Genomic DNA, 14962 nt, shown 5'->3' with positions numbered 1-14962 from the left:
AGGGATCAGCATGGGATATAAAGCGGTATTTGTCAGCAAAGGATCTGGCGGGTGGGGAACGGGTCTCCGAATTGAGCCAACAGGAAAGAAAACGAAAGTAGTGTCGATTACAGGAGGAGGAATTCATCCTGTAGCTGAAAAAATAGCAGAAATGACAGGAACCCAGGCAGTGGATGGGTTTAAAAATTCAGTACCTGAAGACGAAATGATGTGTGTGGTGATCGATTGCGGCGGCACAGCCAGAATCGGGCTATATCCGATGAAACGCATTCCGACCGTTGATATCCTTGGTTCCTCGCCTTCAGGTCCGTTAGCGAAACATATCAAAGAAGATATCTTCGTTTCCGGTGTTACGCCAAAAGAAGTAGCTTTTGCAGAAGACGCGCAAGATGTGCAAGAGTCGGCTGCTGCGGAAGAAGAAGCAAGATTCAATACTGCAGATAAGAAAGAGTTCAGGGAAGAGTATGAGAAAGTGAAAGAAGAGCATCGATCCAGCAATGATAACTGGCTGATGCGTTTTTCAAAAGGTATCGGGAAAGTGACAGGAGTCTTCTATCAAGCAGGACGGGATTCCATTGACATGCTGCTTAAAAATATCATTCCTTTCATGGCGTTTGTAAGTATGCTGATCGGAATCATCAATTACACAGGAATCGGGGATTTGATTGCCAATACGATGTCACCGCTTGCCGGCTCGATTTGGGGATTGATCATCATCGTCATTATTTGTACGCTGCCATTCCTGTCACCTGTACTCGGGCCTGGTGCAGTCATTGCCCAAGTCATCGGCGTATTGATCGGAAGTCAAATAGCACTCGGCAATATACCGCCGCAATTTGCATTGCCGGCATTGTTTGCCATCAATGGGCAAGTTGGTGCGGATTTCGTACCAGTTGGCTTATCTTTGGGTGAAGCAAAGCCCGAAACTGTGCAGTATGGTGTACCTGCAGTCTTGTATAGTCGTTTGATCACGGGGGTCTTGGCAGTCGTGATTGCTTACTTTGCCAGCTTCGGCATGTATTAAGGAGGAGAATCAATGTATCAAACTATAGTAAAAGAAATCGGATCGATGGCACAGGCGTTTGAAGAAGATAAAATCGTTATTCTTTTTGGTATGGAAGCACCAGCGGAATTGAAGGATATCTCGTTTTTACATCAAGTGGAGCAAGGGGCACAAGAGAACGCAATCAAGGAAGGTGGGGCTTTACTCATTGACGGACAAGAGTTCCAGATCGAGAAAGTGGGATCGGCGGCAAATGAGAATTTGCAAACCTTGGGACATATCTCGATTTATTTCACGGAACCTGAGGGGGAAGTGCTGCCAGGAGCTGTATTTGCTAGCCCGCATATATTCCCGGTCATTCAGGAAGGTAGCAAAATCATATTTAAATAGTACAATGGTAGATGGCATATTTTATGCTAAACCACAAGATAGGGTGGTAGGATGGCACTTTTGGGAGATAGAAGACTTTTAGTGAAAATCGCCCACATGTACTATGAACAAGGCGCTACACAATCAGAGATTGCGGATGCCATTGGAGTCAGCAGATCGCTTATTTCCAAATATTTGACGAAGGCAAGAGAAGCTGGAGTCGTGGAGATCATCATTCATGAGCAGGATGAGCATCCATTTACAGGACTCGAATCAAAAGTGGAAAAACGATATGGCTTGCGGGAAGTCATTTGTGTGGAAGCAAATGAGAGTGATGATTCCAAAGCCAGGCTGGGAATAGCGGCCAGTAATTATTTGCTTCGGATGGTTCGTAACGGGCAAACAATCGGTGTGAGTTCGGGGACGACTTTATATGAAGTTGCCACGGCCATGACATCCAGTCAGTACTTTCCGGAACTGAAATTCATTCCGCTGGTAGGAGGCATGGGAGATGAGCGGGTGGATATCCATGCGAACCAAATCGTAGCAAAACTAGCGGAAGTACTGAAAGCGAAGTGTAAACTTCTTCACGCGCCAGTATTGGTAGATTCCAAAGAAGCGAAGGAAATCATCGTCAATCAATCTTCCATCAAGAGTATCTTCGAAGCAGGTGCAAAGGCTGATATAGCTTTGGTTGGTATCGGCGGAACACCTGCACACTCCACGATGGTGAAATCCTACTTGCAGCAAACAAATGATGTCATCGAATACGAAAATGTCGTAGGCGATATTTGCTACAATTTCATCAATGAAGATGGACGCGCTTCGGATAATGACTGGAATGACCGAGTGATTTCCATGGATTTGGAACATGTAAAAGAAATACCGCTTGTCATCGGCGTTGCCAGCGGACAAGAGAAAATCAAAGCGATTCAAGCGGCATTGGATGCTGAGCTAATTCACGTATTGATTACTGATGATGTTACAGCTCGTATGCTTTTGGAAAACTAAGGGGGGGTGCCAGAGGGCGGCACCCTTTTTCTAATGCCTGATCATCACGCTTTCTGTATGGAATCGTAAAATATGCAGCAGCTGCTCGGCCATGAATGATGCAGGTTTATCGAATCCTCTTTGAATCCATTCCACAATCAATCCGATCATGCCGTGGATACGATAGGTACAAAATAAATCCAAATCTATCTCGGCATCTATTTGACGGAAGTAAAATGCATAATCGGTCCGGAATAAACCATGAAGTCGTGCGGTCATTTTTTCTTTGAAAAGATTTACTGAATTATCTCCCAGCATCAATTGGTAGAATGCTTCATTCTTTAAGAAGTGATCAAACAAGACAATGGATACTGGGGGAAGATTACGGAAGTCGATCGTCCCCAATCTCTCGTATGGTTTCCGAAAAGCGATAGTCATTTCATCAAGCATATCCTCCGATAATTCATCAAGAAGGTCCTCTTTCTTATCATAATGCGTATAAAAACTTCCGCGGCTGACACCAGCTGCTTCCGTGATTTCCGAGATGTGTATTTTAAGAAGTGACTTCTTTGTCATCAATTGCAGCAGAGCATCTTTCAATGCTTGCTGTGTTTTTTCTACGCGTTTGTCCGGATAGGTGATGCTCACTCATTTCTCCTCACTTTTTTGAACAAAATAATGTTTTTTGTTCAAGATAATTTGCTATCTCCATTATCGCATATTGCCCGGGGAATCCAACTGTTCTATGCTTAAAATGTAAGTGTAGAACATGAAGGGGGAAGAAATGATGACATTTCCAGTTTTAGAAGGTAAAGTGGCGATTGTTACCGGGGCAGCAATGGGGATGGGCCTGGCAACGGCGAAACTTTTTGCAGATGCGAAAGCGAAAGTGGTTGTAGCAGATTTCAACGAAGAAAAAGGGAAAGCCGCAGTGGAAGAAATTGAAGCAGCGGGCGGAACCGCTTATTTCGTGAAAGTCGATGTATCCGACTCTGCTCAAGTAAAACAGATGGTGGAAGCAACAGTAGAGAAGTATGGTCGTCTTGACGTTGCTGTGAACAATGCAGCACTTACACCGGACAACGCACCAGCAGCAGAATTCGATGAAGCGTACTGGAATAGATTGATCTCCGTCGATTTGACTGGTACAGCGCTTTGTATGAAATATGAATTACAGCAAATGATCAAGCAAGGCGAAGGCGGCAGCATCGTCAACATTTCATCTGTCAGCGGCTTCCGTCCGCAGCCGAATAACATCGCTTATGTTGCGGCGAAGCATGGTGTTGTTGGTATGACGAAAGTTGCAGCAATGGAAAACGGTCCAATGAATATCCGTGTCAACACAGTTGCTCCAGGAGCAATCGATACACCGATGCTCAGAGGATCATTGATCGAAACAGGACAAACTGAAGAAGAATTTGCACCGAAACTCAGCCTTCTTGGCAGATTTGGTCAGCCGGAAGAAATTGCTCAAGCAAGCCTATGGCTGGCGTCTGATCAGGCATCTTATGTGACTGGTACGACGATTCATGCCGATGCGGGTTATACAAGCAGATAACGATACAGAGCATCCACTTTTAAAAGTGGATGTCTTTTTTTATGCGCTTTCTTCTTTCTATCATTATAAAATAGTATGATAATAGAAGAAGAGCATGAAGGGGACAATTAATATGAAGAGAGTGCTTCGGAGATTCCGCTTTGGTTTGCTTGGTCAAATTGTCCTGTTGATTACAATATTATTGGTAGTCAGCCTTTTATTTGTAAGCGCTCTATTCGTCAGGAAGGTGGATGAAATCGTGGAGGAGGATGCAGGCAGTACGGCCATGGCTGTGGCAAAACTTGCTGCTAAAGACGACACGATCTTAGAGCATTTAGAGAAAAGGGATGATGATGCTATCATTCAGGCTGAGTCGTTGAAAATCCAGCAGAACAGCGGTGCGGATTATGTTGTCATCGCAGATACGGATGGTATCAGAATATCACACCCTGAACCGGATAGAATCGGGAAACCGACACAAACGAGCAACGACCCTGTTTTGGAGGAGGGCAAGGAAGTCATTTATGAAGGATATGGTGTATCGGGTTATGCAGTCAAAGCGAAGACGCCGGTTAAAAACGAAGCTGGAGAGATCATTGGTGTAGCATCCGTCGGATTTTTGACACAGAACCTGAATGATCAGATTTATTCTTATTTGCAGGAAGTGATCATTTGGTTCCTGCTGATTTTCATGATTGGTTTGCTAGGTGCTTATCTAGTGGCAAAACGAGTGAAGAAGTTGATTTATGGATTGGAGCCGGAAGAAATCTCCTTCTTATTCAAAGAAAAAGAAACGACATTAGCATCTATTAAGGATGCTACCATTGCCATCGATCGGAAGGGGCATATTACGTCGATCAATCGAAGGGCCAAAGAGATATTCAAGCAAAAATCAGTGCTGGAAGATGCAATCGATCAGACGAATCTGCAAATGCTTTACCAAGCAGTGTTGGAAGATGGGCAGGGTCGTTATAATAAATATACATACGTAGCTGGCGATATTTACATTGTGGACGCTTCCCCAATCAAAGAAGCGAACGAGACACTTGGAGTCGTATTCACGCTGCGCCCTGAAACGGAAGTAATCGATGTGGCAGAGACAATCGTAAAGATGAAGCAGCAATCAGATCAAATGCGTGCTTCCAATCATGAGTTCATGAACAAGCTGAATACATTATACGGTTTGATTCGACTGCAGGAATATGACAAGGCACTTGCACTTATTTCAGAAGAAGTGGAAGAGCAGCAGAGCGTTGTCAATCTGTTGATGACAAACATCAAAGAACCTTTGCTTGCTGCTTTTCTGTTAGGAAAGTTCAATCGCGCCAAAGAATTGAAAGTGAGCTTGTTAATCGATGAAAGCAGCAGTCTGAACATCGATCTCCGACCAGAAGCAGCCGAAAAAATCGTGACGATCGTTGGGAATATCCTGGAGAACGCGCTGGAAGCTGCTTCGAAGTACAAAGGAGCAGGGGGGAAGGTATTGCTTTCATTTACCGATTTAGGGCAAGAAGTGGTATTCGATATAGAAGACAATGGCAAGATGCTGACCGAAAAGGAAAAGCAATCTGTGCTGATGGATGGGTATTCCACAAAGAAAGATGCTGGCGATGGGCACGGGATAGGGCTTACCATCGTGCAAGCTGCAATCAGGAAACTGAACGGAGCCCTGTATTATGGAGACAGCGAAGCAGGGGGGACTCTTGCGACGATTGTTCTGCCGAAAGGAAGCGTGGAAAATGAATCGGATGAACGTTCTGATCGTGGAAGATAATGTGGAAACCTCCATTATATTTCAAAATTATCTTAATCAGCTGGAGGGGTATCGTCTGATCGGTGTTGCGGAAACTGGTGAGCAGGCGAAAAGTCTATTGCAGGCCTTGCAGCCTGATGTAGTGCTGCTCGATGTTTACTTGCCGGATATGAATGGCATAGAAATCCTTTGGTATATCCGGCAGCATCACCGCAGGGCGGACGTGATTCTGCTTACGGCTGCAAATGATACGGATACAGTCGGGGAGGCTATGCGCGGAGGCGTGTATAGTTATTTGATCAAGCCAGTGGATGGAGACAGATTCCAGCATGTGCTGCAGGAATATGCAGCTTATAAGAAAGAACTGCTGTCCGGCAATGAAGTTGGTCAGCAGCAGGTGGATGCTTTTTTTCATCCTAGCTTACATATGGCAGAAGCATCAGATAATGAAGAAAGATATCCAAAAGGCGTGGACCGACATACGCTTGAGCTGGTTCGACGTGTCATGAGGGAACAGCAGAATGGTGAAAAAGCGGAAGAAGTAGCTGCCAAGGTCGGAGTCAGCCACTCCACTGTCCGTCGTTACCTGGAATATATGGTGTCCAGGGAAGAAGCACAGGTGGAAATCAGCTATGGAACTGTAGGCAGACCTGTACGCAAATATAAGTACATAGCTCAAAACTCTTCTTGAATCACCGTGAAAAAAATGAAAAAAATACACTTAATGTAAGTAAACTGTGCAATTTGTGAACAGAATGTTACACTTCTTTCAAATGAAAGCGCTAACAATAAGCGCTGTCTGAAGGAGGGCTTTGTTTTGTTATCTTTGCTAGGATTCTCCATGGTAGCTGTATTCATGTTCTTGATCATGTCCAAAAAGCTTTCGCCACTCGTGGCGTTGACACTGATACCTATTTTGTTTGGTATAATCGGAGGCTTCACCACTTCGCTTGGACCGATGATGCTTGAGGGTGTCGAAGGTATTGCAGCGACTGCAATTATGATTTTGTTTGCGATTTTATACTTTGGTGTCATGATTGATGCCGGACTGTTTGATCCGCTTATCAATTTCATTTTGAAAGTGGTAAAAGGGGACCCGATGAAAATCGTTGTCGGTACATCCATCCTTTCCATGATGGTGGCGCTTGACGGTGACGGTACAACAACCTACATGATCACTGTTTCAGCTTTGCTTCCTCTTTATAAACGCCTCGGCATGAATCGTTTGATTTTGGCGACCGTTGCCATGCTGTCAATGGGTGTCATGAATATCACACCATGGGGCGGCGCGTCGGCAATGGCGATGGCTGCTTTGAATCTTGAAGCATCCGAACTATTCATACCGATCATTCCGGTCATGGGAGTAGGCCTTGTTTATGCGATCACAGTAGCATTCATCCTTGGTAAAAAAGAAAGAAAGCGTCTAGGGGTCGTCAAGCTAGATGATCAAACGATGCGGGAAATCGGCGCAGCAGAAGAAGTGCCTGCATATCGCCGTCCGAAACTTGTATGGGTGAACCTTTTGCTTACGCTGCTATTGCTCGTTTGCCTTATCCTTGATTTCATCTCATTGACAATTCTGTTCATGGTTGCTTTTGCTGTCGCACTTATGATCAACTATCCGCGTATGGCAGATCAGCAGGAACGCATGGCAGCACATGCCAAAAATGGTTTGGCCGTGACAACGATCGTTATAGCAGCAGGTATTTTCACTGGTATCATGAGCGGTACCGAAATGATTGATGCGATGGCGAATACACTTGTATCCATCATCCCGGAATTCATGTCTCCATATTTGGCTGTCATCGTTGCCATCATCAGTGCACCGTTCACTTTCTTCATGTCCAACAATGCATTCTATCTAGGTGTGCTGCCAATTCTGGCCGAAGCTGCCCAGGCTTATGGTGTCAGCAAAGTCGAAATCGGGCGTGCGGCTTTGCTCGGTCAGCCAGTCCACGTGCTGAGTCCGCTTGTCGCAGCAGCGCATCTTTTAATCGGGATGGTTGGCATCCAATTCGGGGAGTTGCAGCGGTATGCGATGCTATGGGCATTCGGTTCGACCATCGTGATGACGATTGCAGCACTTATATTCGGAGTCATCAGCATCGGATGAATCATCTGAGCACGATAGTTGAATAAACTGGAATGCATCTGTTAGTCTTATCTTAGAGTTTTTAAGAGGAGGACTATATATGAGCAAAAAGATCGCAGTTTTAATCACAGATGAGTTTGAAGATATCGAATATACAAGTCCGGTAAAAGCATACGAAGAAGCTGGCCACAGTGTCGTAAACATTGAGTTCGAAGCCGGTAAAGAAGTGAATGGCAAGCACGGTGAGAAAGTGAAAATCGACAAAGCTATTTCCGATGTGGATGCAAGTGAATTCGATGCATTATTGATTCCTGGAGGATTTTCTCCTGATTTGCTTCGCGGGGATGACCAGCCTGGTGAATTCGCGAAAGCTTTCGTGGAAAACGAAAAGCCTGTATTCGCAATCTGTCACGGTCCGCAAGTATTGATCGACACAGACTTGCTTAAGGGCAAGGATATCACAGGATATCGCAGTGTTCGGAAAGACTTGATCAATGCTGGTGCGAACTACAAAGATGAAGAGGTAGTCGTAAGCCACAACATCGTAACAAGCAGAACACCTGATGATTTGGAAGCATTCAACCGCGAATCATTGAATCTGTTGAAATAAGAAGAAGGCGCCGGACCAATTGGTCCAGCGCCTTTTCTTTATGCTTTTTCACCAACGACGGAAAAACGTTCATTTGGATGTACTGGTTTTTCGATTTCGTCCAGCACTGCAATCGCGTAATCGCTATAGCTGATATAACTTTCGCCTTGCTTGTTTACCATCATCACATCACCGCCAGCTTGATAGCTGCCGGTCCGTTTTCCAGTTGGATCGAAGAAAACCGCTGGACTGAGAAACGTCCACTCGATACCCTCGCTGCTCTCCAGCTCTTTTAGATGTTCTGCCATATTGGAAGCTGTAGGAAAGGCACCTTCAGGAAAGTCAGGCGTATCGAGCAAGCGTGTTGTTTTATCATTATCCGTGAATAATGTTGCTGCGCCGCCAACAACGAAAAGGCGAGTGGAAGGTGCATCCTTCAATGCTTGAATCAAAATGCGTCCAACTGTGATATGCTGTTCTTCTTGACCTGATGGTGCATTGAAAGCATTGACGAGTACATCGAAGTTCTGGATATCCTCTGTCTTGATGTCGAAAATGTCCTTTTCAATCACCTGGATGCTTTTTTCTTCAAGTTTGGCTGGATTACGGACAATCGCTGTCACTTCATGGCCGCGATCCACTGCTTCTTTCGTAATGAGGCTGCCTGCTTTGCCTGTTGCAGCGATGACGCCGATTTTCATGTTTCTTCCTCCTTTAATCTTGTGATTCAGATATATACATGTAATATGCTAAGTTACAGGTAAAAAACTGTCAACACATTCCATTTACCCGTTCATTTTTGCGTTATACTATAGAAAGAGTAATTTATAAGAAAGTGAGCTGGACATTATGTCAATAAGCAGCCGTTTTTCGGTTGGTATTCATATACTGACGCTGTTGGAAGTGAATAGAGAAGAAGTGAATTCATCTGAGTTCATTGCTTCCAGTGTCAATACAAACCCTGTTGTCATCCGAAAAATCATGGGAATGTTGAAAAAAGCAGAATTAGTAAAGGTAAGACCTGGTGTGGCAGGAGCGGAACTTGCTCGGGAGCTGGACAGCATTACGCTGCTTGATGTATATAAGGCCGTGGAAGCAGTTCCGGAAAATGAATTATTCAGTGTCCATGGCAACCCCAATCCAAAATGTACGGTAGGTCGTAATATCCAAGCAGCAGTGCTTCCGATTTTCAGCGGTGCACAGGCAGCTATGGAAAAAGCGCTGGCACATGTGACCATCCAAGATATTGTGCAAAGCATAAACGAACAGGATAATTGAAAACAAGCGCACTGCCGAGGCAGTGCGCTTATTTTGTGTATTATTGAGCTTTTGACAAATCAGCTGCTGGACCAAAGAATTCAAAATGAACTTGTTCATTGCTGAATCCGGAATGGAATAAAGTTGAGATGACAAATGCCATGAAACCAGCTGGTCCACAAACGTAAACATCACTATCACTGTTTACTTTATCTTTGAGGACAGTTTCATCGATTCTATTATCTTCAAAATATGTCTCGTATGTCAGGTTAGGCATCTTTTCCTGCAAGCTTTGGATTTGCTCCGTGAAGGCAGCATAACCCGGTGTACGTGCCGCTTGAAGGAAGACGATTTCGCGATTTGGATCCTTCGCTGCCAATGTTTCCAGCATACTCATGATCGGTGTGATACCCACGCCGCCAGCAATGAAAGTGACAGGTTTATCGGAAACGCCTGTTAATGTGAAATCACCTGCAGGTGCACTCACTTCCAATTTGTCTCCTTCTTTCACTTGTTCGTGCAAGAATACAGAGACCTTTCCATCTGGGTTATTATCGTTTTCTTTCTTGACTGAAATTCGGAACATATCGGATGACGGTGTTTTGGACAAGCTGTACTGGCGGATCATCATATATTTCTCGCCAGGAATCGATACACGAACCGAAATGTACTGACCAGCTTCGAAATCAGGCAAAATGTCAGAATCAGCAGGTTTTAAGTAAAAGGACGTGATAACATCGCTTTCCTGTACTTTCTTTTCGACAACGAAATCTTTGAAGAACGCCCAGCCGCCTTCTTTCTTCTCATTTTCTTCATACATATTCGCTTCGACACCGATGAAGGCATCAGCGATGACGCCATATGCTTCTTCCCATGCTTTCAGGATTTCTGGTGTCGCAGCATCTCCTAGAACCATCTTGATTGCTTTAAGTAAGTATTCGCCTACAACAGGATAATGTTCAGCTTTTACACCCAAGCTGACGTGCTTATGGGCGATCTGTACGACAGTAGGAAGGATTTCCTCCAATTTATCGATATGGACAGCAGCAGCATAGACGGCATTGGCAAGCGCAGTCTGCTGTTTACCTCTTGCTTGGTTGGCATGATTGAAAATATTCAAAAGCTCAGGGTTGGCTTTGAACAATTCTTCGTAAAAAACGGTTGTGATTTGAGTTCCATGTTTTTCAAGGACAGGTACAGTGCTTTTGATGATGTCAATCGTTTCTTGTGATAGCATGTTGAATTCCTTCTTTCAAGTGGTCTGCTTTTATCATAAAACGAATGGAGGATAAAAGATATATTTAAAATACCACTTTAACAAAAGTGTCACATCCTCTATATGTCCAAACATGCCGTCAGTTATGCTATAATCCTTTGAAAGAGGAGGATATGAACAAGATGAGATTGACGATGTATACTGACTTTTCCCTGCGGATCCTTCTTTATCTGGGAACAAAAGAAAGAGACGAACTGGCGACGATCCAGGAAATCGCGACAGCTTATAATATATCCAAAAATCATTTGATGAAGGTAGCGCATGAACTGCGGCAGGCTGGCTACATTGAAGCAGTCAGGGGCCGCTCAGGCGGCATCAAACTGGCTCGCGACCCGGAAGATATCAATATCGGGGCCGTCGTGCGGCAAATGGAGGATGATTTTCACCTGGTTGAATGCTTCAACCGTGAAAATAACACTTGTCCGATTGCTTCCGTGTGCGGTTTGAGAGGCGTGCTCGGAAAAGCGCTGCATGCTTATTTGCAGGTGCTGGATGCATACACGCTCAAGGATATGCTGGGGAATGCAGCGGACTTAAGGATGCTGCTGCGATGAGAAAAGTGGAATGGTACTTATATTTTAAACAGCCTCTCCGGCGCCGGAGAGGCTGTTCTTATTTAAAGCGGTAATGATGATAGCCGTCGTAAATCGGTGAATTGGTATCATGTGACTCATCGGATCTTTGACTGCACTCGTCTGGCGGGCCGATGATGATGGTTTGATTGTTAAGCGGACGCAGTGCATCCTGCAGCTTTTGTTTGTCCAGACAATACGTTTTTGCCAGCACTTCTGCAGGTGTTTTGGCCAGGATATCGGAGCCGAATATATATTCCGGATACGGTGCGTCGAAAATGGCGAGCAGATGTGTTTGATCCTCTGCCGCCGTTTCCCAATGCCACCAGCCCTGTGGTATATTCGCAACTTGGCCGCGAGTGATTCGAATGTTTTCCACTTCATTCGTAAACGGGTTGATCAGCGAAACACGAGCCGATCCGCTGATGCAATAAACAAGTTCAGCCGCATTTTGATGATAATGCGGTTCGACAGTCTTTTCGTTGCTCAAATAAATATCAAGCAGGGAGACGTTTCCGAGTGTGTTCAAGACATCCCTGCCGAGCCTATTGATATAATTTTGACTATTTCTTGTGAACAAACGGTTTTTGCTTATATCACTGAAATATTGAACATTGTTTTTTGTATAGTCCATGTACGTATTGTCCTTGCCCATATCTTCGCCTCTTTTCAGTTGGAATGATTCGAAGATAGCGTATGCAATGGACAAGTGATTGGATTTTACAAAAAAAGGTTCCTTTCTTATGAAAAAGGATGTACGCTGGTGAAAGTTAGCAGCGGACACATAAAAAACATATCCATAATTTACAGTAAGTACTATCGAATGCTGTATGACATAAAGGAGTATCGAATGAAAAAACGAGGCATTACTTTAAAGCTGTTTGCGGTGACAGCTTTAATTTTTGTGGCATTTTATGTGATGATCATGATATTTCAGCTTGTGTTTTTTGATAGCTTTTATCAGCACTATAAGACGAAAGAAGCTGCTGAGTATCTGGAGGAATTAGCTCAAGGGTATGAAGATGATGCATGGAGTGCAAAAGAGCTGACGGAACACACGCTTTCTTATATCGAGGAGACGAAAAGCCCAGTCACGGTTGTTGATGCAGAAGGATATCAGCTTGTTCAGGATCCTTTCCATATCATGCTGGAGACAGAAGATGGAAGCGTACTGGAAGTGGGATTATCTTTATTCGTCATGGATTACGGCAAGGAATTGAAGTCGCTCGGGATTAAAAAAGGTGATACTTTGACCATGGATGGCGAAAGTGATGCGTCGCTTAGCACGGTCTTCTATCCATCTGTCATCACCAAGGACCAAGACAGTGTCGGTGAGCATCTGGAAGAAAATGAAAGAACGATTCAAGGAAAAGTGAAAAGTATTTCACTGCCCCGCGGTATGGGGAATCGAGGCGTGGGTCTCCTGTATGATGCACTGCTGGAATGGTTCCCGCTCGATGAAAGTCTGCTGAAGAAACTGAACAATGGAGAGAGTCAGCAACTGGACTGGGTGGAACCGTGGAGCGGGAAGCATAACTTGGTACTTATTGCACCAATCAAAAAAGACGGCGAAATGCAGTACATGTTCTCGGTGACATCCCTGCAGGAAACCAAAGATACCAATGAAGCACTGCGTGTATTTTACCTTTATATCGGTATTGCTGGCTTCGTCCTCATTCTATTGCTTTCCTTGATTTACTCTCGTCTTGTAAGTCGTCCGCTGATCAAGCTGAATGAGATGGCAAAGAAGATGGTGCATCTGGATTTTGGTTCGGTGAAACCAATCAAGCAAAAGGACGAACTTGGGAGTCTGTCCAATAACATGCTTATCATGGCACAAAACTTGGATCGTGCTTTGGAAGACTTAAAGCAAGCCAATGGCAAGCTGAAGCAAGATATGGAGAAACGAAAACAAATGGAAATGGCACAACGGGAATTCTTCGAAAATGCCTCCCATGAGCTTAAGACGCCGCTCAGTATCATCAAGAGCTTCGCTGAAGGACTGCAGGACGGTATCAGCCCTGATAAACAGGATCATTATATGGAAGTCATCATCGAAGAGTCGGACAAGATGGAAGTTCTGATCGGGGATATGCTGGATTTGGCAAAGCTTGAGAATGGGGCAATCAAACTCAGGAAGTCGTCCTTCTTAGTAAGTGAAATGGCAGAGGATGTATCGGATAAGTTATATTGCATGGCAAAAGAAAAACGAGTTCCCATTGAAGTGGTAACCAAAAATGAAAAGCCGATTCTGGCTGACTACGAATGGATGGAGCGTGTGATCCGAAATCTGCTTATCAATGCCGTTCGTCATAGCGACCCGGATTCCATTGTCGCTATTCATATCGAAACGGATCAGGATGCCGATTGCAGTGTGTTCATGGTCGAAAACAAAGGACTGCAGATACCAGAAGAGCAACTTGCTGAGATTTGGACTCGCTTTTATCGGACTGAATCCTCCAGAAGCAGGATGACTGGCGGTACAGGGCTTGGTCTGGCAATCGTACAGCAAATTCTTGATCTTCATGGATTCAGCTATGGTGTCGAGAATACGTCGGATGGTGTGCGCTTTTTCGTTCGTTTCTCCAATAGATAGGAAAAAGTGCTTATTAGGACACATAAAAGACATATGAGCTTGTTAATTTATGTATATAAGGTGGAAGGAAGGATTCGCAATGGGGAAAAAAGTGCTGCTTGTCGAGGATGAATTACGGATCCGGGAAGTAGTGGCGGATTATTTCAAAATGGACGGCTGGGAAGTGCATGAAACGGATAATGGCAGCAGTGCAATCGACTGGTTTGATGCCATTTACCCGGATTTGGTCGTCTTGGATATCATGATGCCGAAAATGGATGGATTTGCTGTGACAAAGCAGGTTCGCTCCAGATCCGGTGTCCCGATCATCCTGTTGACAGCCAAGTCGAGTGATAATGATAAGATTCATGGATTTGAGCTTGGAGCCGATGATTATGTAACCAAACCGTTTAGTCCGAAAGTATTGGTTGCACGCGCTAATTCACTGATGAAACGTGCAACAGAGCAATACTTGCCAGGTGGACATATGATCAGTTTCGGTCAAGCTGTCGTCAATACGAAATCACGCAACTTGGAACTGGATCGCCAGCAAGTCGAGCTGACGCCGAAGGAATATGATCTTTTGCTGCTCCTGCTTCAGCATAAAAATAACGTCCTTTCACGTGAAACAATTTTGAATCATGTGTGGGGCATCGACTTCGAAGGCGATAGTCGAGTGGTGGATACCCATATCAAAAAGCTGCGGGCCAAGCTTGGAGCAGAATCACATCATATCCGGACTGTCATCGGGACAGGATATAAATTCGAATAAAAGGAAGAAAAGACATGGAAAAACTCAAGCAACTGTATGGACATGCAGGTGTTCGCTTTGTGCTGCACACTTGTTTTTATTTGGCGATTCTGATCACCTTGTTTTTCATGTATGGCTTTCATACGGCCAATACAGGCAACTACATCTATAACGATTTTTAATTGGAGAAGATAAAAA

At 44.5% G+C, this 14962-nt stretch carries 17 protein-coding genes; 13 read left to right on the top strand and 4 right to left on the bottom strand.

Features of this window, described 5'->3' with window-relative positions:
* Positions 1 to 10: 10 nt before the first annotated feature.
* The 3 genes from srlE to SFC66_RS12030 are packed head-to-tail and all read left to right on the top strand — an operon-like array spanning position 11 to position 2383.
* Positions 11 to 1024 carry a PTS glucitol/sorbitol transporter subunit IIB gene (gene srlE, locus SFC66_RS12040; RefSeq protein ID WP_411218972.1) on the top strand — a complete coding sequence of 338 codons (1014 nt, stop codon included), beginning with the start codon at positions 11 to 13 and terminating at the stop codon, positions 1022 to 1024.
* A gap of 12 nt (positions 1025 to 1036) precedes the next feature.
* A complete protein-coding gene (locus SFC66_RS12035; RefSeq protein WP_411218971.1) occupies positions 1037 to 1393 on the top strand; it encodes a PTS glucitol/sorbitol transporter subunit IIA in 357 nt (118 codons plus the stop codon).
* Positions 1394 to 1444: 51 nt separating this feature from the next.
* On the top strand, positions 1445 to 2383 hold the full coding sequence (locus SFC66_RS12030; RefSeq protein ID WP_411218970.1) for a sugar-binding transcriptional regulator: 939 nt from the start codon (positions 1445 to 1447) through the stop codon (positions 2381 to 2383).
* A 30-nt stretch (positions 2384 to 2413) separates the two neighbouring features.
* Here SFC66_RS12030 and SFC66_RS12025 read toward each other — a convergent pair whose 3' ends face one another.
* Entirely contained in the window at positions 2414 to 3010 is a 597-nt protein-coding gene (locus SFC66_RS12025; RefSeq protein ID WP_411218969.1) for a TetR/AcrR family transcriptional regulator, read from the bottom strand.
* A gap of 136 nt (positions 3011 to 3146) precedes the next feature.
* Between SFC66_RS12025 and SFC66_RS12020 the strand changes: the two genes are divergently transcribed.
* From SFC66_RS12020 to SFC66_RS12000, 5 genes are all read left to right on the top strand, one after another.
* Positions 3147 to 3920, top strand: coding sequence for an SDR family NAD(P)-dependent oxidoreductase (locus SFC66_RS12020; RefSeq protein WP_411218968.1), 774 nt, complete (start codon positions 3147 to 3149; stop codon positions 3918 to 3920).
* 112 nt (positions 3921 to 4032) lie between these two features.
* Entirely contained in the window at positions 4033 to 5673 is a 1641-nt protein-coding gene (locus SFC66_RS12015) for an ATP-binding protein (RefSeq protein ID WP_411218967.1), read from the top strand.
* Positions 5639 to 6343, top strand: a complete 705-nt coding sequence (locus SFC66_RS12010; protein WP_411218966.1) for a response regulator — start codon at positions 5639 to 5641, stop codon at positions 6341 to 6343. Before SFC66_RS12015 ends, SFC66_RS12010 begins: the two co-directional genes overlap by 35 nt.
* Before the next feature lie 126 nt (positions 6344 to 6469).
* Positions 6470 to 7765 carry a CitMHS family transporter gene (locus SFC66_RS12005; protein ID WP_411218965.1) on the top strand — a complete coding sequence of 432 codons (1296 nt, stop codon included), beginning with the start codon at positions 6470 to 6472 and terminating at the stop codon, positions 7763 to 7765.
* A 79-nt stretch (positions 7766 to 7844) separates the two neighbouring features.
* Positions 7845 to 8354, top strand: coding sequence for a type 1 glutamine amidotransferase domain-containing protein (locus tag SFC66_RS12000; RefSeq protein WP_411218964.1), 510 nt, complete (start codon positions 7845 to 7847; stop codon positions 8352 to 8354).
* 38 nt (positions 8355 to 8392) lie between these two features.
* Here the strand turns inward: SFC66_RS12000 and SFC66_RS11995 are convergent, their stop codons facing one another.
* Entirely contained in the window at positions 8393 to 9034 is a 642-nt protein-coding gene (locus tag SFC66_RS11995; protein ID WP_411218963.1) for an NAD(P)-dependent oxidoreductase, read from the bottom strand.
* 148 nt (positions 9035 to 9182) lie between these two features.
* On the opposite strand from SFC66_RS11995, the gene SFC66_RS11990 reads away from it, so the two are divergent.
* Positions 9183 to 9611 (top strand): Rrf2 family transcriptional regulator, encoded by a 429-nt coding sequence (locus SFC66_RS11990; RefSeq protein ID WP_411218962.1) that lies wholly within the window; start codon positions 9183 to 9185, stop codon positions 9609 to 9611.
* A 40-nt stretch (positions 9612 to 9651) separates the two neighbouring features.
* Here the strand turns inward: SFC66_RS11990 and hmpA are convergent, their stop codons facing one another.
* Positions 9652 to 10827, bottom strand: a complete 1176-nt coding sequence (hmpA, locus tag SFC66_RS11985) for an NO-inducible flavohemoprotein (RefSeq protein WP_411218961.1) — start codon at positions 10825 to 10827, stop codon at positions 9652 to 9654.
* A 161-nt stretch (positions 10828 to 10988) separates the two neighbouring features.
* On the opposite strand from hmpA, the gene SFC66_RS11980 reads away from it, so the two are divergent.
* Positions 10989 to 11420: an RrF2 family transcriptional regulator gene (locus SFC66_RS11980; protein WP_411219114.1), complete on the top strand. Its 432-nt coding sequence runs from the start codon at positions 10989 to 10991 to the stop codon at positions 11418 to 11420.
* 58 nt (positions 11421 to 11478) lie between these two features.
* Here SFC66_RS11980 and SFC66_RS11975 read toward each other — a convergent pair whose 3' ends face one another.
* Positions 11479 to 12093, bottom strand: a complete 615-nt coding sequence (locus SFC66_RS11975; protein WP_411218960.1) for a cupin domain-containing protein — start codon at positions 12091 to 12093, stop codon at positions 11479 to 11481.
* A 195-nt stretch (positions 12094 to 12288) separates the two neighbouring features.
* Here SFC66_RS11975 and SFC66_RS11970 point away from each other — a divergent pair, with 195 nt between their 5' ends.
* The 3 genes from SFC66_RS11970 (at position 12289) to SFC66_RS11960 (ending at position 14946) form a co-directional block, all read left to right on the top strand.
* Complete coding sequence (locus tag SFC66_RS11970) at positions 12289 to 14034, top strand: sensor histidine kinase (RefSeq protein WP_411218959.1); 1746 nt, start codon at positions 12289 to 12291, stop codon at positions 14032 to 14034.
* Positions 14035 to 14113: 79 nt separating this feature from the next.
* Positions 14114 to 14785, top strand: a complete 672-nt coding sequence (locus SFC66_RS11965; RefSeq protein ID WP_411218958.1) for a response regulator transcription factor — start codon at positions 14114 to 14116, stop codon at positions 14783 to 14785.
* A 14-nt stretch (positions 14786 to 14799) separates the two neighbouring features.
* On the top strand, positions 14800 to 14946 hold the full coding sequence (locus SFC66_RS11960) for a teichoic acid D-Ala incorporation-associated protein DltX (protein WP_411218957.1): 147 nt from the start codon (positions 14800 to 14802) through the stop codon (positions 14944 to 14946).
* The last annotated feature ends 16 nt before the right edge of the window (positions 14947 to 14962 follow it).

The organism is Terribacillus saccharophilus (assembly GCF_046592895.1).
Classification (GTDB): domain Bacteria; phylum Bacillota; class Bacilli; order Bacillales; family Amphibacillaceae; genus Terribacillus; species Terribacillus saccharophilus_D.
Note: the sequence above shows the minus strand (reverse complement) of the source record. Positions and strands in the feature narration are given on the sequence as shown.